Here is a 25,611-nt window from a genome sequence, read left to right on the forward strand (position 1 = left end):
CACAGGGCACCTACTCACCATTCGGCTTGTGATCTAGCAACTCCCATGGCTCATCGTGCATGATCGTCGTGGACTATCGACATCGATGGAAAGACGCTAGCGGGGCACAGTAGCTACGTTCCACGAAACTCTTATGTTCTCACCCAATCTGGCACTCCATATGGACAATTGGCCGTCAAAGTCGATCGATCTCCCTGTGGTCCCTGACCTGACGGGATGGTTCACCAGACGGGATTCGGTGCGCGACTTCGACCCCGAAAGAGAGATAGCCGACGCGGAGATCCGGACCATCGTCGACGCAGGCCGGAAGGCGCCCACAACCGGTGCCCTGCAGATGTACAGCTTCGTCCACGTCAGTGAGGAGGAAACGCTCGAAGTTCTTAAAGAGTGTTCAGGCGGCACGCAGGAAAAGATTGTCGACGCGAGCCACTTTCTCGTCGCCTGTATCGACCTTCGCCGCACGCGCCAGTTCCACGCGAGTCGAGAACTGCCGTTCGAACTTTCTTCGCTCTCTGCGCTTCTCAAAGGAGCGGTGGACGTCGCGATGGCTGCGCACGGGATACTGACGGTCGCCGAGAGTCGCGGATACGGCGTCTGTCCGGTCGGCGCGATTAGTGAAGATCTCGATGGTGTCGCCGCCGCGATCGACCTTCCCGAGTTAGTCCTCCCCGTATTCGGTTTGTGCATTGGCCTACCGGCCGGCGGCGGACCTGACCGTTCGACCTCCCGCGTGCCACTGGATATGGTTTTCCACGACGAGGGTTACTCCGACCCGGACGCCGAGTCCATCAAGACGGCCTTCGCCGAGATGAACAAGCGGTATCCCCCCGATATGGACTGGGATTTCTCCGATTCCCTCTCCCAGTGGTGGACTCCCGCGCCCGACGGGTGGATGAATGCTCGAGAGGGAGTTCTGCGAGCGGCGTTGGTCCAGCAAGGATTCCTCGAGACGGCCGACGACGGTTCTCGCACATCGGAACGACGCATGGAGTGACGGCGGCGTGACGACGCCCGTGTGTTGACTATCGGGCGAGTTGTGAATGAGGTCGGCCCGTACCAAAAAGTTAAGTGGACCGCACGAAATGCCTCAGTAGGTGTCCGAACACATGTCCATACTACGATATGCCATTGACAGGATCCTACAGACGATTCCCGTCCTTATCGGCGTCTCGTTGATCACGTTTCTATTCATTAACGCACTCCCTGGCGACGTCATTAGTGCGCTCTACGCGGACCAGGCGCTCGGAGAGGAGTCCATCAGGGCCCTCGAAGAACGCCACGGACTCAACGAGAGCTTCTTCGAACGGTACCTCTCCTTTATGGCGGGCATCCTGCAGGGGGACCTCGGATACAGCATCCACTATGAGACTTCGGTCACATCCCTCGTATTGACCCGCGCGGGACCGACCCTGATGTTGACACTGTCGGCGTTCGCGTTCGCAATCGTAACCGCGATTCCACTCGGTGCCATCGCCGCGTCGCGGCGGAATCAGTCACCCGATCATCTGTCCCGGATCGTGGCGCTGTTCGGTGTCAGTACACCGTCTTTCTGGGTTGGGATCATGCTGATCGTCATCTTTGCGGTCACTCTCGGGTGGCTCCCGTCAGGCGGCCTCGTCTATCCCTGGCGGGCGCCCGGTCACTACGGATTCGATTCACAACTCGAACTCTACGTCCAGACCGTCCAGAGCCTGTTGCTGCCGATGATCGCGCTGGGGACAATGCAGATGGCGATGCTCATGCGTATCGAACGCAGCGAGATGGTCGAGACGCTTCAGCGGGACTATATCCAGCTGGCGCGAGCCTATGGCGTCTCCGAGAGAACCATCCTCCGGAAACACGCTTTCCGAGAGGCACAGTTGCCCATCATCACGATAGTCGGTCTCAATATATCGACGGCGCTGGGCGGATCAGTGGTCATCGAACAGGTCTTCGATATTAATGGGATCGGGAAACTCCTCCTCAGTGCGATCGAACTCCGTGACTTTCAGGTAGTAACTGGTATAACACTCGTTCTGGCGGCGATATTTGTCATCGGCGTCGTCATTACGGACATCGCGTACGCATATATCGATCCCCGAATCACCCTCGACGGGGGTGAGTGATCATGGCGACGAATGAAGCACAAGTGGAGCAGGACGAGACAGCCGTCTCCGGACAGGAGGTCGGATTGAGCCATCAGCTCAAACAGATCAAACGCGACATCACAGCACGGATCGGGCTCTACATCGTCGTGCTGGTGACATTCGTCGCAGGGTTCTCGTGGTTCGACGCGAATCTGGGGACGATCACCTTCGGATACGTCAGCGACTACACTCTCGCGCAGGCCGCGCCCCTTTTGGAGCACCCCGAACGGCTCCCACCGCCGACAGATATGAACGCGCACGCTCCGCCCGCCTTCGTCGAGGGGGGAACCTGGGAGCACCCGTTGGGAACCGATCACGAAGGTCGAGACTACCTGTCGCGGATAGTCTACGGCACGCGCATCTCGGTCATGGTCGGATTCGCTGCGACGGCTATCGGCCTCGTTGGGGGCGTGGCAATAGGCGCGACCGCTGGTTACTACGGAGGCCGTGTCGACGACCTCCTCATGCGGTTCGTGGAGATCATCTTCGCAATTCCGGCCCTGGTGCTGATCATCGTGTTCACTGAGTTCGTCAGCGGGGGCAACCCCGATATTCAGTACGCAGTCGCCGGTGCCGGGATCGCCTCAATTCCGATCTTCTCACGGATCATGCGGAGTCGCGTCCTGAGCGTCCGCGAGATGGAGTATATCGAAGCGGCCCGCTCGGCAGGCGTGAAGGACCGACACATTATCATTCGACATGTGATCCCGAACAGCTTCGCGTCCGTGTTGGTGTACGCGACCCTCCAGGTCGGCGTGGTCATTCTCCTAGTCGCAAGCCTATCCTTCCTCGGGTATGGTGCCCAGCCGCCGACCCCCGACTGGGGACAGATGCTCTCGTACGCGCACGGCCAGATGCATAGCAATCCTTGGATGAGCGTCTTTCCAGGACTCGCCATCCTAGTCACGATCATGGGCTTTAACCTCCTCGGTGATGGCCTTCAAGATGCACTTAACCCCCGGATCGACAACTGACAATGAGTTCCAATCCCCTACTTAGCGTTGAAGGGCTGACAGTCCAGTTCTTCACAGACAGAGGTACCGTAACCGCAGTTAACGAGATCTCCTTCGAAATCCAGGAGGAGGAAATCGTCGGACTCGTCGGAGAGAGCGGCGCAGGTAAGAGCGTCGCCTCGATGAGTCTCCTCCGGTTAATCAACGGTCCTGGACGGATCGTCGAAGGCGAGATCCGGTACAAGGACCGGACGCTGTTCGCGCTGGAAGAGGGTCCCGATGGGGAGCCGCGTAAACGCGAGGACATGCTCTCAGATGAAGAGATGCGGACCGAGATCCGGGGCAACGAGATTGCCGTGATCTTTCAAGATCCGATGGAATCGCTGAACCCCGTTTACACGGTCGGCAACCAACTTCAGGAGTTCATCAAGTTGAACCGGGATATCTCGAAGAAAGAAGCTCGTAGTGAGGCGATTAGGATGCTCCGAGAGGTCGGTATCTCCGACGCTGCGGAACGATACGAGAAGTATCCACACGAATTCTCCGGCGGGATGCGCCAACGAGTCCTCATCGCGATGGCGCTTGCCTGTAAACCGAATCTCATCATCGCCGACGAGCCGACGACCGCACTGGACGTCACCATCGAGGGTCAGATTCTGGATCTGGTACAGGACCTTCAGGAGAAGTACGGTACCAGTTTCCTCTGGGTCACCCACGACATGGGTGTCGTCGCAGATATCTGCGAACAGGTGAACGTGATGTACCTCGGTAATATCGTCGAACAGGCCCCTGTGGACGACATCTTCTACAACACGAAACACCTCTACACAGACGCACTGCTTGACTCGATGCCACGACCCGACCGAACGGTCGAGAGACTGAAGGCGATTAAAGGAGTGATGCCATCAGCGATCGATCCGCCCGAAGGCTGTCCCTTTCACACTCGGTGCCCAGATGCCCGTCAGGTCTGCGAGCAGACCCACCCCGATCTCAGGGACGTTTCGGACGACGCGAACATCATCCACCGCTCAGCGTGTCTCAAGCACGATATCTTCAACGTCAACTATGAGGGGAGCCTGCCGATGACCGATGAGACAAAACGCCAAGCCAATACCAGCGCCGGAACCACGTCTGTGAACGAAACAGGGGCAGATAGATGAGCGGTGACGAGTTGACCGATTTGACGGCATCGACTCCCAACAGTCATGGGTCTACCCGCCCCGACAACTCGGAACTCGTTAGGGTCGACGGCTTGAAGAAGTACTTCAACGTGGACTCTGGTCTGCTGTCCGGACTGGACTTCAGGTTCGAGTATCCGCCCGTCCGGTTCGAGCGTGAGACGGTCAAGGCCGTTGACGACGTCTCTTTCGACATCCGCCGAGGTGAGACGTTAGGATTGGTTGGCGAGTCTGGCTGTGGAAAGAGTACGCTCGCGCGAACGGTACTGCGATTGCTCAAACCCACCGAGGGGGACATCTACTTCGAGGGCGAGAATCTCGCGGACATAGGCCGCGAGGAGCTTCGGTCTATGCGCCGGAACATGCAAATGATATTTCAGGATCCTCAGTCCTCGTTGGACCCCCGCATGAAGGTCGGTCGGATCGTCGAGGAACCCATGAAAGCCCACGACATGCTCGACACTGAAGGCCGTCGAGAACGGGCAAAAGAGCTCCTGAATCGTGTCGGCCTTGACCCGGAACACTACTACCGGTACCCTCACTCGTTCTCGGGCGGTCAGCGCCAGCGGATCAACCTCGCGCGGGCACTGTCGGTGAACCCGGACTTCGTCGTCTGTGACGAGCCGGTGGCCTCGCTAGACGTCTCAATCCAAGCGCAGGTGTTGAACACGATGGCCGAACTTCAAGAAGAGTTCGGTCTCACCTACCTGTTCATCGCCCATGACCTCTCTGTAATTCGGCACATCTCGGATCGGGTCGCGATCATGTACCTCGGGGAGATCGTCGAAATGGGTGAGAAGGAGGAAATCTTCGAAAACCCGAAACATCCATACACGAAGGCGCTGCTGGACTCGATACCCGTTCCTGACCCCCGCGCCAGTGGTGCGCACGGCGTCCTGAAAGGAGAAGTTCCCAGTGCCACAAATCCCCCGTCCGGATGTCGATTCCGGACACGGTGCCCGAGTCTCATCGCGCCCGATTCATTCAACCTCACCGAGGAGCAGTGGGAAGCCGTACGGGCGTTCATGCGAGCAGTCGAACGACAGACGTTCGATCCGCTTGAGGAGTCTGCCATTCGTAACCGGTTCTTCGAGGACGTTCAGCTATATGGCGAGGCTGCAGCGGTCATCGATGAAGCGATTGACCTCATCGCGCTTGACTCGGCGAGAGCAGACGGTGTGGAATTAAACGGGAGCGGCGAATACAGCGAACAATGGAAAGATGCAGCGGAGATCCTCCTAGATGCCTTTGCCCGAACGAGCGTCTGTGCAGCCCAACACCCGGCGAAAGACGTCGAGGCTGGCGAAGACAGCGACCGCTTTGTGGCGTGTCACCTCCACCGGTAAGACGCGGTTCGGGTGACCGGGTACTGACCTGTTAACGCGCCACCCGACGCAAATTCTAGTGGCTTCCCAAGCCTGAATTGATTAACGAAGTCATGCAGTGGGTGATAATTTCGTTCATCAGTCGACGTTTGGGAGGGTACTAGATGAAATTGTTCTTCGTCCGTTATTCACGAAAGGTTTATCCCTGTCCCCGAATACAAATACGTCATAGATGGGATTTTCAGTGGCTGTGACTGGCGATTCGATCGTTAACCGGGACTTCTCGTTCTGTTCGGAGCCGGGCTTCCGGACGATCATCGACCGACTTCGGGAGGCGGATGTGAGTTTCACCCACCTGGAGACGCTGTTCCACGACTTCGACGATCCGGAAGTATATCCGTCGGCGAAAGCCCCGCGCACGTGGGTCCGAGCACCGAAGTCTGCCGCTTCGGACCTCGAATGGGCCGGTATTGATCTGGTCTCGCACGCGTCGAACCACGCGCTAGACTACTCCTACGGTGGCCTCCGCGAGACGTGGACGGCGCTCGAGGACGCGGGGATCCCCTACGCCGGCACCGGCGAGAATCTCACACAGGCGCGACGGCCGGTTTTCCTCGATACCGACAACGCACGCGTCGCGCTGGTGTCGATGACGTCGTCGTTTCAGGACTGGGCTTGCGCCGGGCGAGCCAGGGGTGACGTCGGCGGCCGACCTGGTGTCAACCCCCTGCGGTACGACTACAGGATCACGACTGAGATGATGGACTCGTTGCGCGACGTCGGCCAGGCGCTCGGGCTGACATTGAACCAGCCCGCCGACGGAGTGCTGACGTTCTCGAAAAAGGGCTCGCTGAACACCGACATGTGCTTTCGCGAGGCCGCGTCGGACGAGGTCGGTCGGGTTCTCAACGAGCGTGACAAACTGGAGAACCTCGCGGCAATCGAGAACGCGGCCGTTGCCGCCGACGTGGTCATCGCTCACGTTCACATGCATGAGTTCCGACCCGGTGGCGAGGTGACGGATCCGCCCCGGTTCATCGAGCGGTTCGCCCAGGACTGCGTCGAAGCCGGGGCCGACGTCGTCGTCAACCAGGGTACCCACGCGCCGACGCGCGGCATCGAGATCTATGACAACACTCCCATTTTCTACGACCCAGGCGAACTGTTCCTGATGACCAACTCCGTCGTCCCGATGCCGGCCGACTGGTACTACAATAATGCGGATCGACTCGACAAACACCCAATGGACGCGACGCCGGAAGACAAACTACGTTCCCGCGGCACCACGCCACCCTGGGAGGAATCGAATTTCGTCGACGACGACGTGATGATCACGCTAGAAGGGGACGTGTTCACCGGACCGGGGAGCTTCATAGCTGAGTGCGAGTTTGACGGCAACATGACTGTCGAATCGGTCTTGTTGCATCCCCTGACGTGGGTGAGTGAGCCGAATTCCGCCGTCGGACTCCCCACGGTGCCCGATGCGGACGAACGCAACGAGATTCTCGAACATGTGGCGTCGCTCTCAGAACCATACGACACGGACATCGAAATCGAGGGCGGGACCGCGCGTATTGACGTCTGACTAGGGGCTCGCTTCATTTTCCCTCCCTGGTTTACGCCGTGGCGGGTTCCTGCAACCAGTGTCGACGAGAATTCGATTTTCCTACCGAGGTGACCCAACTTTCGATTCGAACAAACCTATGACACATTACATAAATTATAAATATACGGTATGCGACTAATGATACCATGGGTGAACGCATAGACGCTTATTCACACGTTATCACGGCAGATGTCCTCGACAAACTTGAGTCCGTCAATCCGGACCGAGTCCAAGCGGCACGGGACAAGCCTCACTTACGGGATATCGACAAACGCCTTGACGACCTCGAGGAGTTTGGTGTCGACCGCCAAGTGTTGACGCTCGCAGCCCCGTACCTGTGGCACGGTGCAGACCCCGAGGATGTAATCGATATCGCGAGGTTCGCCAATGACGAGGTCCACCGGATCGCCCAGGAACACCCGGACAGGTTCGTCCCCGTCGCCACCCTTCCGTTCCTCACCGGAGAGTACGTCGACGAGTTCGAGCGATGTATCGAGGACCTCGATATGGCCGGCGTCCAAATATTCTCGCACGTGAACGGTCGGTTCCTGGACGATCCCGAATTTGACGACTTCTACGCTGCGGTCGACCGGGCCGAGGTTCCAATTTGGATCCATCCGCAGAACTACAATTGGCACGATTACGACAAGGACGACGAGTGGATCTACCGCATGTTCGGGTGGCCCTTCGAGACGAACATCGCTGTCGCTCGGCTCGTGTTCAACGGCATTCTCGACAAGTACGAGAACCTCGAGATCGTCACTCACCACTACGGCGGCACGATACCGCACCTGAAGGAGCGCATGATGTCGCGGGTAGAACGGCAAATCGATAGCCCGGAACACGACAGGATCGGCGTCACGTCACTGTCGCAACCCGTCGAAACATACTTCGAGCGGATCTACGGGGACACGGGCGTTAGCAGCCAAGGCGAGACCCATACGCTCGAATGTGGCTACGAGTTCTTCGGACCAGAAAACACGCTGTTCGCCGCGGACTACCCTTACGGCGCTGAAGGTGGACGATATTGGCTGAAACACCAGATCCCGGCGATCGAGGCGATGGACATCCCCGCGGAAGAAAAGGAGATGATCTTCTCAGAGAACGTCGCGGAACTCCTCGACCTGTAATCGACCCTAGCAGTTCGTCGTTTCGTCGAGAAACACTGGGATCAATGACTACATTCACATGACCACGACAGAAAACTTAGTCGACTATACATTCGAACTCACGGGCACCGATCTCCCCACGGAGGCTAGATCCAACCTGAAGACCGCTCTCTTGGACACTCTGGGAGCGATGGCTGCTGGAAGCACGGCTCCGGCGGCAGAGAAAGCATTCACGTCAGTCCTCGACGGATCCGACGGGATCGGGACAGTCCCCTTCATGAACGAGCGCTTACCGCTCCCAAAGGCCGGGTATCTGAATGCCGTGATGTCCAGAGGGTTCGACTTCGAACCGGTCCTCTCAAAAGGCGCGACGCACGTCCTCGCGCCGGTCGTCCCGGCCGCGCTCACTTTTGCGGAGTATCGGGCTGCGCAACTGGACGATCCGGTCGACGGCGAGGAGTTCCTTGCTGCCATCACGGCGGGCACCGAACTCAACTGGCGCATCCGCGTCGCCGGAGGGAGTGACACGGCAATGTCGAGTGGGTGGATAGCCAGCACGTTCTCGCCAATCGCCGTCGCTGCCATGGGTGGGAAGCTCCTCGGGTTGTCCCGCGAGCAAGTCGCGTTCGCCATGGGAATCGGGTACAATCGCTGTGCCGGGACGTACGGCTCCGCACAGGGGATCTACGGTGGCTATATGGCCCAGCTGAGCGCCGGCATGGCCGCTTCCGAGGGCATCAAGAGCGCCCTCATGGCCGCGGATGGTATCACTGCGTCGCCCGTGGTGTTCGACGACGAGTTCGGCCTCTACGAGATGTACGGCGAGGGAGTGTATAACGAGGACGTGCTGGTCGGGGACCTCGGCACGAGTTACGACTTCCTTCAGCCGAAGGTCAAACGCTATCCCGGCTGTGGTGCGACACAACCGCTCGTGACAGCGACCCTTGAGCTCGTCGACGTGCACGAGATTCAGGCGGAGAACGTGGAAGCGATATCGATCCGCGCCAGTCCGAACTCCTATGGGCTGTGTGGTGAGGACAAGCTACTACCGGAGACGGCACCAGACGCACTGTGGAACCACCGGTACTCGTGTGCAGTTGCCTTGGTCAACGGATCGGTGTTCATCGACGACTTCACGGAGGATGCGATTCGCCGGCCCGAGATCACGGACCTGCTGAACATCATCGACGTCGAACCCGACGACCTCAAGAAGACCGTCGCAGTCGAAATTACTACCGAGGACGGGTCAACATATCGAGCGGTGAACTCGGATTTCGACTGGATGCGTGGCGCTGAAGTCGAAGAAAAGTTCGAGAAGTGCGCCCGCCACGCGAGGAATCCGCTCGCTGACGATCGGATCGAGACTGTCGTCGATACAGTCCTCCAGGTCGAATCGATGGATGACGTGAGCAAGTTGCTCGATCTCCTGTAATTCGCAGTCGTTGCTTCGGCTAATATCGTACGCTCGCGTTCGCCGTGTACGTGTCGCTCAACGAATCATTCACTCACATCTGGGTTTGAGGAACGTTTATAGGGTCTGAGGAACATTGGCAAACAATGCCATTTGATAATGGTGATTCCACGATCAGCCGACGAAGAGTACTAGCCGGGAGCACAGGCGTCGCGATGGCGTTCGTCGCCGGATGTCAGAGCACCAGTGGCTCGCCCGAGTCGGTAGAGATCACCGACGCCCTCGAACCGCAGTACAACTTCGACCCACTGCAGGCGGGTCGAGGCGGCTCACGTCGGATCTGTGCGCAGATGTTTGACAGACTGTATGAGTGGGACGAGGGGCTGTCGCTTATCCCGAAAATCGCCGCGGGCGAACCCGAGGTCGAACGCGACAGCATGCGATACATCATCGAAATCGTGGACAACGCCGAATTCCACAACGGCGATCCGGTCACAGCTGAAGATGTCGTGTACTCGTTCACCGCACCCGTGGAGGACGAAACGGTGTTGTTATCGCAGTACGACATGATCGACATCGACAACACCGAAGTGGTCGACGAAACGACGGTTCAGATCGATCTCTCCCGTGAATACGCTCCATTCGGGGTTCAGACGCTGGCGACCATGGTCGTGAACAAGAGCGTCCGGGAGGAAGACCCGGAGGCGTACAACAGCAACCCGGTTGGTTCCGGACCCTACCAATACGTCGACCACACTATCGGCGAGTATGTCGATATAGAGGTCTGGGACGACTACTGGGGCGACGTGGATCCGAACATCGAGAGCGTCCGATTCACCGCCGTCCCGGACAATTCGGCGAGGGTTTCCCAGATCCAGTCCGGTGACACGGACGTCATCATGCGCGTTCCAGCGTCGGACTGGGACACGCTCGACTCCCACGAAGATGTCGAAATTCAGAGTCGGCAGGGCCTGCCATACATGTCCCTCTCATACAACTGCAACGAAGGCCCAACCACAGACGCGGATGTCCGCAGGGGCATCGAACACTCGTTCTCTCCCGATCAGTTCGTCGAGGACGTTTTGGGCGAGACCGGAAACAGGGCTCACGCTCCCATCCCGTCCGAGATCCTCAACGACTGGGACTTCCCCGCGAGCGACTACGAGGAGATGGTTCGGGAATACGACCCCGAACGCGCCGCGGATCTCCTCGATGGCAACGTCCCCGATGGGTGGGAACCGCGAATCGTCTGCCTTGGTCGCGATGAGTACGTCCAGTTCGCCGAGCGCGTGGCTGGCCGCCTCCAGGCGCTGAGCGAGTACGGGGTCGAGATCAATCCGCAGGTGCAGGCGCTCGGCCCGGGCGAGTTTGACACCGCGGCCTACAGCGGCAATAGCGACGAAGTGGCGATGTACTACGTCGGGTTCGCAGCACACGGTCCCGACCCAAACACGTACATCCAGCCCCTGCTCCACGAGAGTTACGAGGAACTCCGAAACGGCATCTTCTACGACGACCAGGAGTACCACGACACCATCATAGAGGCCGTCCAGACCACTGACATCGAGGAGCGCGTCGAACTGTACGACTCGGTGATCAGGGAATCCCGCGAACAGGCTATCCATACACCGATCTACTTCCAGAACAACAGCCATGCACAGCAGACCTACGTCGAGGACCTGCCCGTGCATCCCATTGTCGGCAACTGGCCACGACTCGCCACGTCGGGCAACAACGCGAGCATCCAGCAGTAACGCGTCCGCCACGTTCCTTTTTAGCTGTTCCTGAACACCACTGCAGCTGCTTCTCTCTCAGTCTCTTGACGTCGTCGGATCCATATCGGAGGCTCTCGTGCGGGGTCGACTTGCCACAACATCCAATGCTGCGACAATTCACTGCTGGCGTCCGTGGAAATCGATCGGCTCGTTCGGTATCCCGCTCAGCGTATCCCGACCGAGCCGATGCCGTCGTTAAGTTCTACGTCCGTTCCGTACTCAGCCGACAGTTCCTGGACGCGAGTGAGTATCTCTGTCGCCCGGTCCCCGGTCGCCGATCGCGGAATTCCGGTCAGCGACTCCGGTTCGTCTATCCAGGTAAACGGGTGGAGTCGAAGTTCGGCAATCGAGTGGGTCTCGTCGAACGAGCACCGGAGCAGGACGCTTCCAGGGACGGCGAACGAATCCCCTTCAGGACTGAGCGTCCGTCGGTCGCGCTTGGATTCCCGATCGCGCCACGGTTTGATCTCCCCCCGCGCCTGGATCGCGTCGGCCAGCGACGCCTCCATCGGGTGGTCCGCCAGTCGCTCTTCGTGGTCGTAGTAGAAGTCGCTGGGCTGGCGCGTTACCTCGTCGACCATGATGACGAAGTCGCCCGGGTCGTAGCAAATCAGCGCTCCCTCGTAAACCTCGAGACCGCGGACGGGAGCGTGACTGCCTTGGACTGCGACGACGTCGGCGCCGGCATCGACGCAACGTTTCGCGAATATTTCGAGGAACGCGGGGGGGCGTGACCGCGACCCGTTGGGTTCAAAATCGTGCGAGTGGATGTGTGCGATGGTGACGTCGGCGGTCTCGGCCGACCCACGGATTTGCCGGAGATTGCGCTCGCGGTCACGATCGTCGATGACGCGCCGAGCACCCGATACATCGTCTCGTTGTACGTATCTGGTCTGTTCGTTTTTCGAATATGTCGTCTGGACGATAAGCGTCGATCCGCATCCCTTGTCACTGTCGTCGCCGTCCTTCTCCATCACGACGTACCCGAGTTCCTGACTGAGAGCCCGGATCTGTTCGTAACGGTCCTCGTCAACTTCGAAGTATGTCCGGAGCGCGTTGACCCCCGGCCGCCCCCGCATGTCGGGGCGGGCGTGGCCAGCTGCGGCCCAGGCCGAGCACGACGGCGACATGGAGACCAGGCCGACGCGACCGCAGTCGGTGTTGACGTACGTCGGTTCGGAAGCCACGCCGAGATTTTCGCCTGTCCCCGCGTACGCGACGCCGTGCTCGTCCAGCGTTTCCAACGTCTCGTGGAGGCCGCCGTACGAGAAGTCGAGGGTATGATTCGAGGCGTGCGAGACGAGGTTGAATCCAGCCCAGTCGAGGTCCGCCGCGACGGACTTTGGCCCCCGCATCCAAGTTCCGCCAGCGGTCGCCGCCGGGATCACTTCCGGCTCGTCGTACTCATGGAGTGTGGTTTCGAGGTGGGTGTACGAGACATCAGCGTCGCGAATTTTCTCGATGAGATCGAGAAACCCGTCGTCGGTACAGGAAGAGACAGGGCCGTTGATGACGGCGTCACCGGTGACAGACAATTCTAATGACATCGGTTTAAAGAGCGCTTCGAGCTCTGTTAAAGGTTGTGCCTCGAGTGGTGTTGTTCAGATTCGGCAGTCCCCATCATTCTTGATTGCTGACTCGATTTCGAGGACAGGATGAGGGAGACCAGAGTGAACAATTCACTGAGTCGAGCAAAGACGGTGGTCTCACCCTGGTGAGAGTGCCGTCAATTCAGGCGAGAGTCAACACTGTCGCTCATTTATGGGGCTGGTGCTGGACGCGGGCAGTCTCAGTCCGCGTCCAGCTGGCTGTAGGTCGCTGAGATGTCAACACGGTTGGTCGGTGCTTCCCACTTCCGCTGCAACATCTCGTCGAGAGCGTGATCAATCCACTTCGGAACACCTCGAATCGGAACCAGACGGGTAGTGCTCGCCCACTGCGACGCGGCGTGGTGAGCACGCCCCAGCGAACGATCACCCAGGAGCTCCGCAACAAGAGACTCACGAGGACAAACAACAACCGAATCACCGAATCTGTCGTGGATGTCCGCGCACGTACTTCTCGCATCATCCAGAAGGCTGTCTCGATCGCTGAGTGTTTCTGGTAGAGAGATTCGACTTCCTTCGGCGTGCGATCGGTCCGATCGCACACCACGTACGCCCGGACAAACAAACCGTGCTTACTTCGTGTTGGTAAGAGACATAAACCGCGAGCGGGAAGCAGAGTGGTCAGCGTAACATTTGCACGTCTGGAATTAACTTCTCAATCCAACTATTCGCGAATCCAAGACGCTTCGAAATGTCTAAAAATGTGTCAGTGACGAACTGTTCGAAATGATCTTCTCCCTCGAAGATTTCTGGCGAAATCTTCCGTTTGAGAGTCTTCCAGAGCGGTTCGATCGCATTGAATTCAGGCGAGAATGGTGGAAGGAAGACGAACTCGATGCCGAGTTCGTCGGCCCGTTGTTGGGTGAATTTCGCGTGATGACCGCCATCGTTGTCGGCGATGAGCAGAATCCGTCCGATCGGATTCTGCTCGCGAATCGCCTCTAACGCTGCACAGATGCTCTCTTTGGTGGTTTGTTTCCGAAAGATTAGTGTTCTCTTCCCGAGAATCGCGTAGAAGCCAAGCGTTTTCCAGGGAACCGTTACCAGTGGCTTGTCGATTTCCACGGTGCGATCGTACGACCACATGCGCTGAGAATTCTCGAACGGTTGCGGCCAGCACGCGTCGAAAAAGCCGAGAACGAGTGGCTTCTCACCGTTGTCTTTAGCGAGCGCCTCTTCCAGGCGCTCGCGAAAATCTGCTTCGGCATCGGGTGATTGTCGTGGATCCATCGGTCGTGGTTTTGCGTATTGCATGCCGTCAGCACGAAGAATTCGGGCGAGATGTGCTCGGTCGTAGGTGACGCCATAGCGATCCCAAAGAAGGTCGTCGATCTCCTGTGGTGTCCATGGTTGGCCCTCTTCGAGGAGGGTGAAGAACTCCTCAAACTGTTCAGGGGAGAGCTTCGCGGGCCGGCCGCCCGCGAAGCTCGGTCGAAGCCCGCCGACACTCGCTTCATTCCACCCAGCGAGCCATCGGTCACCGGTATGGCGGGAAACACCAACGCGCTGAGCGGCTACCTTGGTTGCATCACCGAAATATAGATTCTTGATGAAACAGAGTCGCCGGACGAGACGCGTCTCGTCCGCCTTCTGGGCTTCATTAATGGCCGAATCAAGCTGATCTTCCGACAAATGCCTCTCCACTTCTATCCGACGACTTGTCGCCATTGCTATCCATTACGCTCTCTGAAAGCTCAAACATAGTGCTGACCACTCCAGTTCCCGCTCGCTTCCCTCGTATATCACGTACTCCGTCCAGTAGAAAACCGTCGTGTTCAGGTTCTCGGCCATCCGCTCCCCACCGCAGACGATCGGGAGAGCGACTAGATGCAGAGGCACCAGTCGCTCGATAGACGTGCCATCGTAGAACCTACGGTCGGTGAGGAGTCCGGCGATCTCGAACGGAAGGGCCGCGATGTAGTCGAACAGTCGCTCAACCGCGTCGCTCTTTGGTACGTCAGTGACTGCGACGACGAGTGGTTTGGCCTGACAGAGGACAAATCCAGCGAGGTAGCGATGGTACTGAGAGGTGTCACCGCGTGGTTTTGTGTGGCCCAGTTCTACAAGCTCGGCGTATAGACAGCCGTGGTTAGTGGATATTGACGAAGTCAAAGAAGATGGGCCTCAGGCCGAGGTCAAGGATCATCGCCGCCTGCTGGACGAGAAGGTCGTTGACCGTAGCTTCGAGTTCATCAGGTGGGGCGGTATGAAGCTGAGCCAGCGTGTAGTCGTCGGAGTACGTCCTGAGAGCGCTGTCGGTAACAGCCTTGATGATTTCTGACCGACAGCGACTTGGTGGAGCGTCTGCCGGATGATCCCGGAGTCGAAGCAAGGAGTCCAGGCGCTAAGGTTTCAAGGTCAGCCGCCGTAAGACCGGTGGCTGGGTGATATGGAATCTTACACTCGCCCGGCGCTTTCTGAGAATATAATTCTGTTAGTTGTGATCAACCGTTGATTCGATGGGAACTACAGACATTGAACAAGTGAGTGACTCAAGACTTTAACGCAGAGGTGAGGGATTAACCGAACACGGATGGAGGAAGGACCGAAGTCGAGTTGCCGTGGATGAGGGGAGTCGCCAGTATGAGACAGGACGCGACGAACGTGAATGGCGAATTGTGGATTACTCGTCCTTGTCAGCGGCTATCGATGTGATACTTTCCCGTTCTACCATAAGCGATCGTGCACGACTGATCCAGGCTTTCCGGTAGTAAACGGCGCTGACGAGGCACGTTTGCCAGATATAGTCGACCACGATCGCAATGTAGACAGCGACGATGCCGTATTCGAGAACGATACCGCCAATGTACGAGATCCCGAGTAGAAACACGCTGGTTCCGGTCAACCGGGCGATAAACGGGGTAACGGTATCGCTCCCACCTCTAAGCGACCCGGACAAAACGACAGAGGCGGCGAAGAGGAACGCCGTAATAGGGTAAATCTGCGCAAACCTCGTCGCATATGCGACGGTCTCGGGGTCGCCGGAGAATACGCGAACGAACCGTCCAGTTGCGAAGAACAATACGAGCCCTGCACCGCCAACACTGAGAACGGCTAAAATATCGTCGCGATGCCGTTAACATACGCCCGCTTTGGTTCATCGCGACCGAGCGCCTGCCCGACGAGGATATTCGCCGCAACGCTATAGCCGCGTGACAGTGGAGCGACGATTTGTTGATACATTCGCCGCCCGATATGATATGAAGCGTTCACTTCTGTCCCGAAGGCGTGCAGTATGGCGTTGAACGGGAACTCCACGACGATCTCCGAACAGCCTTCGGCGATTCTGGGCCAACTGATCCCGAAGAGTTGTTTTGTGAGAATTAGATCCCTCGAGAATACGAATGTGAATGGACTTCCCGGTCGATAGATTACGCCAATGTATAACAAGCGGCGCCGACATCGGACGTAGCGCTCGCAATAGCGATACCGACGATCGATAATTCCGGAAACGGACCGAGGCCAAACGCGAGTGTGATCGAGCCGAGTATATTCAAGATGTTCGCGAATCCGTTGACGAACATCGCTGTTCGTGTGTCTCCTGTTCCCTGTATCGCGCGTGCACCGACGAGCGTCACGATCGACGCCGGTGCAACGAACATGATGATTTTGAGGTACGCAGCGTCAGACTGTATCACTCCATATTCAGCACCGAGGAGCCCGATTGCGGTCTGGCTAAATACGAGTCCAAACATGGAAAGGGGCAATCCGAGTAATCCGCCAAGGAGAAGAGCCTGGGTGATCGCTTCATCGCGGTTCGCCTTTGCGTTGCTGCCCGTATCCTGACTCGAGAGTGCAATAGCACCATCGGGCCGTGTTGAAACGCCATAAGGCGGTGGGATTCACTGTTTCACGGCTCGCTTTATGTTATAGACGACACACATCAGGGCGATTTCTCGGAGCTCACGAAACCAGGACCGCGCTCGCACGATGAAGCCGAGAGAGCGCTTGACAGTCGAATTCACTGTTTCAGTCATAGAGCGCTGATCGTAGCGTTGTTCGTCGATTCTGGCGTTGTGTGCGTGATCGTAGGGTGCGAAGATACGGTGTTTGATCAACGGTCTAATGTCGAGATTACGTAACGCTTCGCGGAGTGATTGTTTGTCGTAACCTTTGTCGGCGGCAAGAGACCGTAGATCGCCCGAATTCCGGCGGGCGATCTGCTCAGCGAGGTCTGCATCGCTTCCTTCTCTGTTCGTTGAGCAGTGTACGTCAAGCACGGATTGGGACTCTGTATCGACGAGTTTCGTGACTTTGAGCTTCTGGACGCGATAGGTTATTCGCTGACAGTAGTGACGGCTCACGGCTGATCGTTCGTAGAATGTTGCGTCAATAGCACCATGTTTCGAGGGGGCGTGAAGCTGCGCCGACTGGCGCAGCAGCACTCGACAGACGCTCATACTGATTCGGTCGAACGCTTTACACAACGTGGGTGGAGAAGGGAGATTGGCCGCGCTGAGGCCTATCTCCCCGATTATTTGTGGCATCTCCTTGAGCAGGTCAATCGTCATTCGGTAGGAAGTATCGAGGTAAATCCGCAGACAATGCAGGGAAACGAGAGCATAGCCAGCGAATCCGCCGCCACCTTCCGGGGCGGGGGATTCGTCTCCATCGCCAGTAACGTTTTGAGCGACCGGCACAACTTCGCCAATGAAGCGGGAGATTTGTGTCATGGACAACGCAGACCTCCCGCTTCAAATCCTTTGAATTACCGACCCATCTCGACGCCATCTAGTGATTCAACACAGCCCACCATCGCCAATTCCGAGACCAATCTGTAATGAGATTCGTGCATAGATGTCCGCGAGTCCGACTGTTGCTACTGCTGCAGGCGAAAAAAGTCCAGCAATAATGATATCCGTAGTTCGCATCAGCGTTCGAAGTATTTGTTCAACTATCACCAGGTAGGCGAGAACGAACCCTTGACGCCAGCGCTGCCTTAGCTTGCGAAGAAGTGAACGGAATTTGGCCACTACCATGGGATTTCGTGGTATCAAGTTGAGTGTTTTGGTCCAACTACTTGTTCTCGCCACATGGTTCGTAGGGGAGGTATTACACACCCAAGTTTAATATCAGTAATAATTTAATACTCAACAAGACATCCGTATTGGATCTGCATTTCCCAACCATTAGTGAGAAACATCGGATATTCGCTGCGAATTCACACGAGATATAGGATAATGGCGATGGCAAGATGGAAATTCTTAATTTATTACTAGTGAATAATTCCCACTTATGGCACTATCTATATGAGGGTTTGAGAAGTGACCATGCAACTCGCCAACCTGCTCATTCCTCAAACCCTCATCTAGACAGTACCCGTTCGGGACTCGGCTCCGTCGAGTAATTCACTACTCGCGTGGTTGACTACCGCCTAAACCGTCCGTTGCTCGTACTGAATCAGCAGCGTGTGCAGTTTTTACTGTGAGTGAATGCGCTAATTCCGGTCGTCTCCTCGTCCGATCCACGGATTATTACAACAGTATGTTCGTAAATAAGCTGGTGGCGAAGCCACTGTACATCGTCGACCGCTTTCAATGGTGGCTGAAGCAGTCGACATCGGGCATTTCGCAGCCGTCACTGGCTCTCCCACTCGTTTACTGCTGGTAAATAATTACTGGAGGTCACGCAGGAGTAGGGACGAATGCGCCACCCCCTCGATCGAGAACGGTCACTCACAGCGCCGTGAGGCAATGAATGATGTTCTGTGTTACCAAGTAATAGAATATCGGTGACTAACAGTCGGTTCGTCAACCCCTCGCACGGGTACTGACAGTCGCAATCGTTTACCAGCAGTGAAAAAGATTCGACCACCGTTTCGGCTACGGCGAGTTCACGACATCGTCGGCCAACGATCGGTCGATCGTCGGCGCGTCGAAGCCGAACTCGGCAAGCACTTCAGACGTGTGTTCGCCGAGTTCGGGCGCAACGTCGTCGACCGAACCCGTCGTCTCGGAGAATTTGACCGGCGGCCCGGTCGCGATCACCTCGGATCCGTCGACGTTGGTAACGGTCCGGAGCGTCCCGCGCTCGTGGAGATGTTCGTCGTGTGCCGCCTGTTCGACCGTCTGGAGCTCGGCGGCCGGGACGCCGGCCGCAACCAGTTGTCTGATCAATTCGTCCCGATCGTACGAGCGAAATTCGTCCTCGAGGACGTCGGTGAGCACCTCGCGGTTCTCGAGGCGCTTCTCGTTCGTCTCGAACCGCGGGTCGTCGATCCACTCGTCCCGATCGATCGCGTGCGCGAATCGCTCTCAGAGTCCCTGAAACGGCGTCGCGAGGTAGATGGGATCGGTTCCCGTTTCGAAGACGCCCGCCGGCGCGTAGCTATCCCACGCGTAACCCTGTCGCTGCGGTACCTCACCGGTCATGCTGTACTGAGTGTACCAGTTCCCCAGATACGTCGCCGCGGTATCGATAAGGCTGGTCTCGATCTTCTGTCCGGTACCCGTCTCGCGGGCGTGCCAGAGCGCCAGCACCACCGAAAAGGCGGCGTACGTTCCCTCCCCCGAGTCGATCGTCGGCGCGCCGATCCGCGAGGGTTTGCGGTCGGGTTCCCCCGTCGTCCACATGAGACCGGACATCGCCTGCGCGAGGGGATCGAATCCGGGGCGGTCGCGGTACGGACCGTCCTCGCCGTAGCCGGTGACGGAACAGTAGACGAGTTGCGGATTGACCGCCGAGAGCGTCTCGTAATCGCAGCCGAGATCGGTCATCTTCCCCGGCCGGTTGTTGTGAATGAGGACGTCTGCATCCTCGACTAGTCGATGGAGCACGTCAGTGCCGTCATCGGTTTTCAGATCGACGACGATCGACCGCTTGTTCCGGCCGAAGTTCGGCATCGTCGATCCCCCGCCGTACTCCCGTTCGGAGCCGCCACCCGGTGGTTCGATGGAGATCACGTTTGCACCGAAGTCTGCGAGTAACACGCCCGCACACGGCGCAGCGACTGCCTGTGACAGATCGAGAACGGTAATGTCCGCTAAGGGCTTCCCGCGCATACTCGATGGGAGCATACCAGGTGACAAAACGTTTTGGATGGGACGCTAGTTCTCGTTCGATGATCGTTTACGCGAAAAGAGGGCAGTATAGCAGGTGTGTGACGCCGATTTCGACCCGGCTTCCGCTCAAGGGAGCGATAGTCGAGAGAAACGGACGAAACGGGTCGCGTGCTACTGAGTGTCGAGGAGGGTTTCGATCTTCTCGTCCTCGTATCCGTACTCGGAGAGTACCGCTCGCGTATCGGCGCCGATCTCGTGTGGGCCGTGTTCGACTTCGGCCGGCGTCTCGGAGAACCGAGCAGGACAAGCAGTGGCGATCACGTCCGAGCCGTCAACGTCTTCGACGTACTGGAGCGTCCCGCGCTCGTGAAGGTGGTCGTCGTGGGCGGCCTCCGCAACCGTCTTGAGTTCCGACGCGGGAACGCCGGCCGGCAGCAGTCGATCTAGGAGTTCGTCGCGCTTGTAGTCGGCGAACTCCGCCTCGAGTTCGGCAGTGAGTTCCTCACGGTTCTCGAGCCGTTTGTCGTTCGACTCGAACAGCGGATTCTCGAGCCAGTCGGGTCGGTCGACCGCTTCCGCGACGCGCTCCCAGAGGAACTGAAACGGCGTCGCGAGGTAGATCGGCTTCGTCGCCGTCTCGAAGATGCCGGCGGGCGCGTACGTGTCCCACGAATCACCCTGTCGGTGTGGCTGCTCGCCGGTCTTGTCGTAGAGGGTGTACCAGTGACCCATGAATCCGGCCGCCGTGTCAAACAGCGACGTCTCGATCTTCTGGCCCTGCCCGGTCGCTCTCGCGTGGCGGATCGCCGCGAGCATGGCAAACCCGGCGTAGATGCCGGTCGAGAAGTCGGCGACGGACACACTAATACGGGCCGGCTTGCGGTCCGGTTCGCCGGTCGACCACATCATGCCGGACGTCGCCTGCGCGAGCGGGTCGACCGCCGGACGATCGCTGTAGGGTCCGTCCTCGCCGTAGCCGGTGACGGAGCAGTAGACGAGTTCCGGGTTGATCCCGGCGAGGGTCTCGTAGTCACAGCAGAGGTCGTCCATCTTCCCCGGCCGGTTGTTGTGGATGAACGCGTCGGCGTCCTCGACGAGGTGGTGGAGCGCGGCGACGCCCTCGGGCGTTTTCAGATCGAGGACGATCGAGCGCTTGTTGCGCGCGATGTTCGGAAGCGTGATCCCGTTGCGATAGTGACGGGCGGTCTTGCCCCCCGGCGGTTCGACGGAGATAACGTCGGCACCGAGGTCGGCGAAAATGACACCCGCGGTCGGTCCAGCAACTCCCTGAGATGCGTCTACAAGCGTGATATCGTCTAGTGGCTTCGGTCCCATACACACAGCAGTGCGTTCGATCAAGTTAGCCTTACTGGTCGCGCACCGCTCGCCGGGTGCCAAACACCGCTGCGTTGCGTCCGACCGAGACGCGATGAGAGGGCTGTCGAAACTCGAGCAATGACAACGGATGAAGGACCGATCGTCAGTCCGTCTCGTCCACTGTGGGAACTCAGCGGGTCCAGTACAGACAACCGGCCGAACGGTTGGGCGACGTAAACACAGAAAGAACCATTCCCTGTTAGTATCCATAATATTTAATAGTCGTGCTAGTGGTGTTGTGTTATGGGTGAACAAACCCCAAATGCGACGAGCGAAGACTACCGTACTGATCGTCGACGGTTCATGGCAGCTGCGGGTGGCGTTGCTGGGTTCGGTCTCGTGGGTTCTGCGTCCGCGCGTAGCGGACCGACTTCGGCCAACTCTCAGGACGGAACCGCTGGCCCGGAGGCCCCACCGCTAGAGGTAGTCGACGAGGAGTGGCTCAGCGACCGGCTAATGGAGTACACGTTCGATAATCCGTTAGTTGACCCGCCGTACGAGCAGACAAACACGAGAGTGTTTGTTCCGTCCGACTACCACGAGTCGGAACGAACGTATCCGGCGTTGTACTTGTTCCACGGGGGTGCGGGATCAGCCGCCGATTGGACAACGGACGACAGCGGCCCCGGACCGCTGCAAAATTACTTCGAGGCGGATATCGTGGTCGTAATGCCGGATGGGACAGACGGATGGCACTCTGACTGGTACAACGACGGAGCGTTCGGAGCACCGAAGTGGGAGACGTACCACGTCCATCAACTCATTCCCTTCATCGAGAACGAGTTCAGGGTACGGTCTAACCGGCAAAGCCGAATCGCGGCCGGGTTCTCGATGGGTGGGGCGGGTTCGTTGACGTTGGGGGCCCGTCACCCGGACCTGTACGCCGGTGCGTACGCCCTCTCCGGGTCACCGTATCTCATAGACTACTCGAAAGAGGTGGTCGAGTCCGGTGATTGGGGGCCGGGTATGGTCGGACGACTCGGGGCGTGGGGAGATCCACGCAAACAAGAGACGCGCTGGAAAGGCCACAACGCACAGTATATCACGGAAAACCTCCAGAATACTCGAGTCCATGTCGCCGTTGGCGATAGTGGACCCGTCGAACCAACGGCGTACGAATTCGGCACGGAGCTCGTCGAAAGACTAGCGGCGGCGAACGTTGAGCACGACTTCTACGTAAACCATGACCGCGGTCACAGCTACGAATGGGCACACCAAGATATCGAACGCTTACAGGACGACTTCTTAGAGGTGTTCCGACGCGACCCCGTCGATCCATCGGGCTTTAACTACCGGTCCATCGAGCCCAGCTTCGACGTGTGGGGGTGGCAGGTCAACCGTCCAGCACTCACCCGAGAGACTGCCGAGTTTCTCGACCTTGAGAACGTGACTGCTGACGGGTTTACCGTTACCGGAAGCGGGAAGATCGAATTTGTCACACCTGGATTCTACGAGCCCCAGGATCGCTTTGCCGTCACCGCCGACGGGCACGCATCGAGTGTCAGTCCGGGTGTCGTTACGGCCGATGATGGGGGACGATTGTCGTTCACCGTGAGAGCGGGCCCGCCGGCCAAGCCGAGAGGGAACGTACCCGACGAAAGTGCCGTTAGCGACTCAAAGACGGTTGACATTTCCATTACGTCTCGATAGCGAACCCACCCGTGAAGAGAATTGACGGTCGTGAGGCCACTAACCATTTATTGCTCGTGCAGGCTTGAGCAGTACAATCGCACTAACGAACAGCTGACGAGACCGAACTAACGATACAAAATTACATCCCAACTGCCGGGGTGGGATTTACCAGGAGAAAAGATATAGTGGCTGCATCTCATCTCTCACGCATGGGCAACACCACCCCTCCGAAAACGATCAAAGCCGTCGAACACACCTGTACAATCCTCAACGAACTCCGGATGACCGACGGCCTGACAGTCACGGAACTGTCCGAGCGCGTCGGGCTCACCCCTGGCGGTGTGCACAATCACTTGACGACGCTCAAGCAACAGAACATGGTCCAGCAAGACGGGACCACCTATCGGCTCGGCCCCGATTTCCTGTTATACGGTGCTCACATCCGAAACAACAGTGGAATGTTGCAGGCCGGGAAAGGAGTGACCGATACGCTCGCCCACGAAACCGACGAAATCGCGAACCTGCTACTCGAGCACGACGGCAAATTGTTCGTCCTCCACGAGCGGTTCGGTGAGAACGCGATCGGTCGGTCCTTCCATATCCAAAAACGGGCCGAGGCGACGAAGCATCTCCATTGTACCGCCGGCGGAAAAGCGATCCTCGCCCATTTGCCTCAGTCGCGGCTTGAAACGATCCTCGAGAATCAGGGTCTCGTCCAATTCACGCCGAACACGATTACGGATCCAGACAAGTTACGGAGCGAACTGGAGGTCATCCGAGAACAGGGTTTCGCGTTGAATAGGGAAGAAGAGATGAACGGAATCCGCGCAGTTGGTGCACCGGTCCTAGACGTAGATAACGGCGTAGTAGGGGCAGTCAGCCTTACCGGACCTGCAAGTCGACTCAAAGACGATGTGTTCGAGCAAGAGTATCCGGAAGGGTTAGTACAGGCCGCGAACATGATCGAGATTAATCTCCAGACTGGTGATGAAGAATTATGATATCCTCCACTACTGTAACAATTCTTCAAAATCCGTGAAGAGTAACCAAAATAATCAACTGGCTTCTCTTCGACTGTGTGGTAGTGACCGAAATTCAAGCTCGTCTCCTCCGGCTCCGACAGCGGTGGCAACGGGGGTTTGTTCTCGCCTCACCGGTGATGGCCGAGCAGGTGCTCCGGACGCTGATGCGGACGACCGACATCGTCATCGCCGGCCTCTTATCGCCAGCAGCTATCGCCGCAGTCGGACTCGCCGATCTCTACGCGCGGATTTCACTTCAAATCGGTCTTGGGATCGGTGACGGTGCGATCACGCTCTCGAGCCAGGACACGGGGAGCGAGGCGACGGCCAATCGCGACGAAGCGGTAGCCCAGGCGTTACTCCTCGGTGGCGCCCTTGGGCTCCCGCTTTCTGTGTTCGGACTCGTGTTCAGCGCCGAGGCTATTGCCATCATGGGTGCCGAGGCGGACGTGGTCCGGATTGGTGCAGCCTATCTGACGATCGTCATGATCGCTGCGCCGGCATCGATCCTAACTCTCGTCGGTGCACGAGCCATACAGGGAACGGGCGACACGTACACTGCAATGCTCGTCAACGCGTTCGCGAACGTCCTGAATATCGTGGGATCGGTGGCGTTGGCGTTCGGTCTTGGGCCGCTCCCGGAACTGTCGATGGTCGGCGTCGCCGTCGCGAGTGCACTCGCCGATGTCGTTGCCGCGTCGCTGTTCCTCGGCGTGATCTACCGCCCGCGGAGTCCCTTCACGCTCGTCGTCCCGACACAGCTGATCCTCACGAAACAGCTCGTCGTGATCAGCGTCCCGCGGATCGGCGAGGGCTGCTCGGAAATCGTCGCGGAGTTCCCGTTCAACGCGATCCTGCTCGTCTTCGGCACCGAAGTGAATGCGGCCTACCACATCGGCCGCCGGATGTACCACCAGATTGCATCTCCGCTGTCGCGAGGGTACAGCGTCGCGGCGAACATCCTTGTCGGGCAGGCGCTCGGGCGGGAAGATCCGCGCCAGGCGTACGCCGACGGCGTCGCGACGATACTGTTGGCGATCGGGACCATCGGTGTCGCCGGAATCGGGCTCTACGTCGGCGCCGAACAGTTCGTTCGGATCTTCTCCACCGATCCCGTAACTGTCGACCATGCCGTCCAGTTCACTCAGATTTACGCCATTACCGCGTTCCTCATCGCGGCCACCGTCGTCACCTCGGGATCGCTCCGCGGCGGCAGCGATACCGTCACCCCGTTTCTCGCCCGCCTGACTGGGACCGGCGTCTTCCTGCTCGGCATCGCGTACGTCGGCGGCGTCCGGCTCGAGTACGGCGTCACCGCCGTCTACGTAGCGATCGTCGCGGATTACGTCTGGCGGACGTGCCTCGTTGGTACCGTCTTCTATCGGCGACGGTGGATCGACCGCGCGCGGACGCTCATGATCGAACGCGGCAGCGTCACCGACACAAACGCGGACAAAGAGGACTGACTGTAATCGGGTGTCTCGGTTGT

Annotated in this window: 19 protein-coding genes and 1 pseudogene; 12 read left to right on the forward strand and 8 right to left on the reverse strand. The window is 58.3% G+C overall.

What is annotated here, in order from left to right:
• Positions 1 to 160 precede the first annotated feature (160 nt).
• The 9 genes from QNM96_RS17345 to QNM96_RS17385 all read left to right on the forward strand — a co-directional run bounded on the left by QNM96_RS17345 (position 161) and on the right by QNM96_RS17385 (position 11,462).
• Entirely contained in the window at positions 161 to 994 is an 834-nt protein-coding gene (locus QNM96_RS17345; protein ID WP_283837920.1) for a nitroreductase family protein, read from the forward strand.
• A gap of 112 nt (positions 995 to 1,106) precedes the next feature.
• Positions 1,107 to 2,105, forward strand: coding sequence for an ABC transporter permease (locus QNM96_RS17350; protein ID WP_283837921.1), 999 nt, complete (start codon positions 1,107 to 1,109; stop codon positions 2,103 to 2,105).
• Positions 2,106 to 2,107: 2 nt separating this feature from the next.
• Complete coding sequence (locus tag QNM96_RS17355; RefSeq protein ID WP_283837922.1) at positions 2,108 to 3,100, forward strand: ABC transporter permease; 993 nt, start codon at positions 2,108 to 2,110, stop codon at positions 3,098 to 3,100.
• Between the two features lie 2 nt (positions 3,101 to 3,102).
• The gene (locus tag QNM96_RS17360; protein ID WP_283837923.1) at positions 3,103 to 4,239 is read left to right on the forward strand and encodes an ABC transporter ATP-binding protein; all 1,137 of its coding nucleotides are present in this window, start codon (positions 3,103 to 3,105) and stop codon (positions 4,237 to 4,239) included.
• Between the two features lie 20 nt (positions 4,240 to 4,259).
• On the forward strand, positions 4,260 to 5,603 hold the full coding sequence (locus QNM96_RS17365) for an ABC transporter ATP-binding protein (RefSeq protein ID WP_345782543.1): 1,344 nt from the start codon (positions 4,260 to 4,262) through the stop codon (positions 5,601 to 5,603).
• Between the two features lie 211 nt (positions 5,604 to 5,814).
• Positions 5,815 to 7,167, forward strand: coding sequence for a CapA family protein (locus tag QNM96_RS17370; protein ID WP_283837925.1), 1,353 nt, complete (start codon positions 5,815 to 5,817; stop codon positions 7,165 to 7,167).
• 167 nt (positions 7,168 to 7,334) lie between these two features.
• Entirely contained in the window at positions 7,335 to 8,318 is a 984-nt protein-coding gene (locus QNM96_RS17375) for an amidohydrolase family protein (protein WP_283837926.1), read from the forward strand.
• 58 nt (positions 8,319 to 8,376) lie between these two features.
• The gene (locus QNM96_RS17380) at positions 8,377 to 9,729 is read left to right on the forward strand and encodes an MmgE/PrpD family protein (RefSeq protein ID WP_283837927.1); all 1,353 of its coding nucleotides are present in this window, start codon (positions 8,377 to 8,379) and stop codon (positions 9,727 to 9,729) included.
• 125 nt (positions 9,730 to 9,854) lie between these two features.
• Entirely contained in the window at positions 9,855 to 11,462 is a 1,608-nt protein-coding gene (locus QNM96_RS17385) for an ABC transporter substrate-binding protein (RefSeq protein ID WP_283837929.1), read from the forward strand.
• A 185-nt stretch (positions 11,463 to 11,647) separates the two neighbouring features.
• On the opposite strand, the gene QNM96_RS17390 is transcribed toward QNM96_RS17385, so the two are convergent.
• The 8 genes and pseudogenes from QNM96_RS17390 to QNM96_RS17430 form a co-directional block, all read right to left on the reverse strand.
• Entirely contained in the window at positions 11,648 to 13,030 is a 1,383-nt protein-coding gene (locus tag QNM96_RS17390; protein WP_283837931.1) for a CapA family protein, read from the reverse strand.
• A gap of 681 nt (positions 13,031 to 13,711) precedes the next feature.
• Entirely contained in the window at positions 13,712 to 14,722 is a 1,011-nt protein-coding gene (locus QNM96_RS17395) for an IS630 family transposase (RefSeq protein WP_283837933.1), read from the reverse strand.
• Between the two features lie 45 nt (positions 14,723 to 14,767).
• Positions 14,768 to 15,202 (reverse strand): hypothetical protein, encoded by a 435-nt coding sequence (locus QNM96_RS17400; RefSeq protein ID WP_283837934.1) that lies wholly within the window; start codon positions 15,200 to 15,202, stop codon positions 14,768 to 14,770.
• Between the two features lie 511 nt (positions 15,203 to 15,713).
• Positions 15,714 to 16,151, reverse strand: a complete 438-nt coding sequence (locus QNM96_RS17405; protein WP_283837969.1) for an MATE family efflux transporter — start codon at positions 16,149 to 16,151, stop codon at positions 15,714 to 15,716.
• 310 nt (positions 16,152 to 16,461) lie between these two features.
• Positions 16,462 to 16,932 (reverse strand): MATE family efflux transporter, encoded by a 471-nt coding sequence (locus QNM96_RS17410; RefSeq protein WP_345782544.1) that lies wholly within the window; start codon positions 16,930 to 16,932, stop codon positions 16,462 to 16,464.
• Positions 16,933 to 17,763, reverse strand: a complete 831-nt coding sequence (locus QNM96_RS17415; protein WP_283837936.1) for an IS5 family transposase — start codon at positions 17,761 to 17,763, stop codon at positions 16,933 to 16,935.
• A gap of 1,149 nt (positions 17,764 to 18,912) precedes the next feature.
• Positions 18,913 to 20,106, reverse strand: a pseudogene (locus tag QNM96_RS17425) (CoA transferase).
• A gap of 156 nt (positions 20,107 to 20,262) precedes the next feature.
• Positions 20,263 to 21,426 carry a CoA transferase gene (locus tag QNM96_RS17430; protein WP_283837938.1) on the reverse strand — a complete coding sequence of 388 codons (1,164 nt, stop codon included), beginning with the start codon at positions 21,424 to 21,426 and terminating at the stop codon, positions 20,263 to 20,265.
• A 285-nt stretch (positions 21,427 to 21,711) separates the two neighbouring features.
• Between QNM96_RS17430 and QNM96_RS17435 the strand changes: the two genes are divergently transcribed.
• From QNM96_RS17435 to QNM96_RS17445, 3 genes are all read left to right on the forward strand, one after another.
• Complete coding sequence (locus QNM96_RS17435; protein ID WP_283837940.1) at positions 21,712 to 23,118, forward strand: alpha/beta hydrolase-fold protein; 1,407 nt, start codon at positions 21,712 to 21,714, stop codon at positions 23,116 to 23,118.
• 191 nt (positions 23,119 to 23,309) lie between these two features.
• Entirely contained in the window at positions 23,310 to 24,101 is a 792-nt protein-coding gene (locus QNM96_RS17440; protein ID WP_283837941.1) for an IclR family transcriptional regulator, read from the forward strand.
• Positions 24,102 to 24,259: 158 nt separating this feature from the next.
• Positions 24,260 to 25,588 carry an MATE family efflux transporter gene (locus QNM96_RS17445; protein WP_283837972.1) on the forward strand — a complete coding sequence of 443 codons (1,329 nt, stop codon included), beginning with the start codon at positions 24,260 to 24,262 and terminating at the stop codon, positions 25,586 to 25,588.
• Positions 25,589 to 25,611: the final 23 nt, after the last annotated feature.

The sequence above is a fragment of the Halostagnicola sp. A-GB9-2 genome (assembly GCF_030068615.1).
In the GTDB taxonomy this organism is placed as follows: Archaea; Halobacteriota; Halobacteria; order Halobacteriales; family Natrialbaceae; genus Halostagnicola.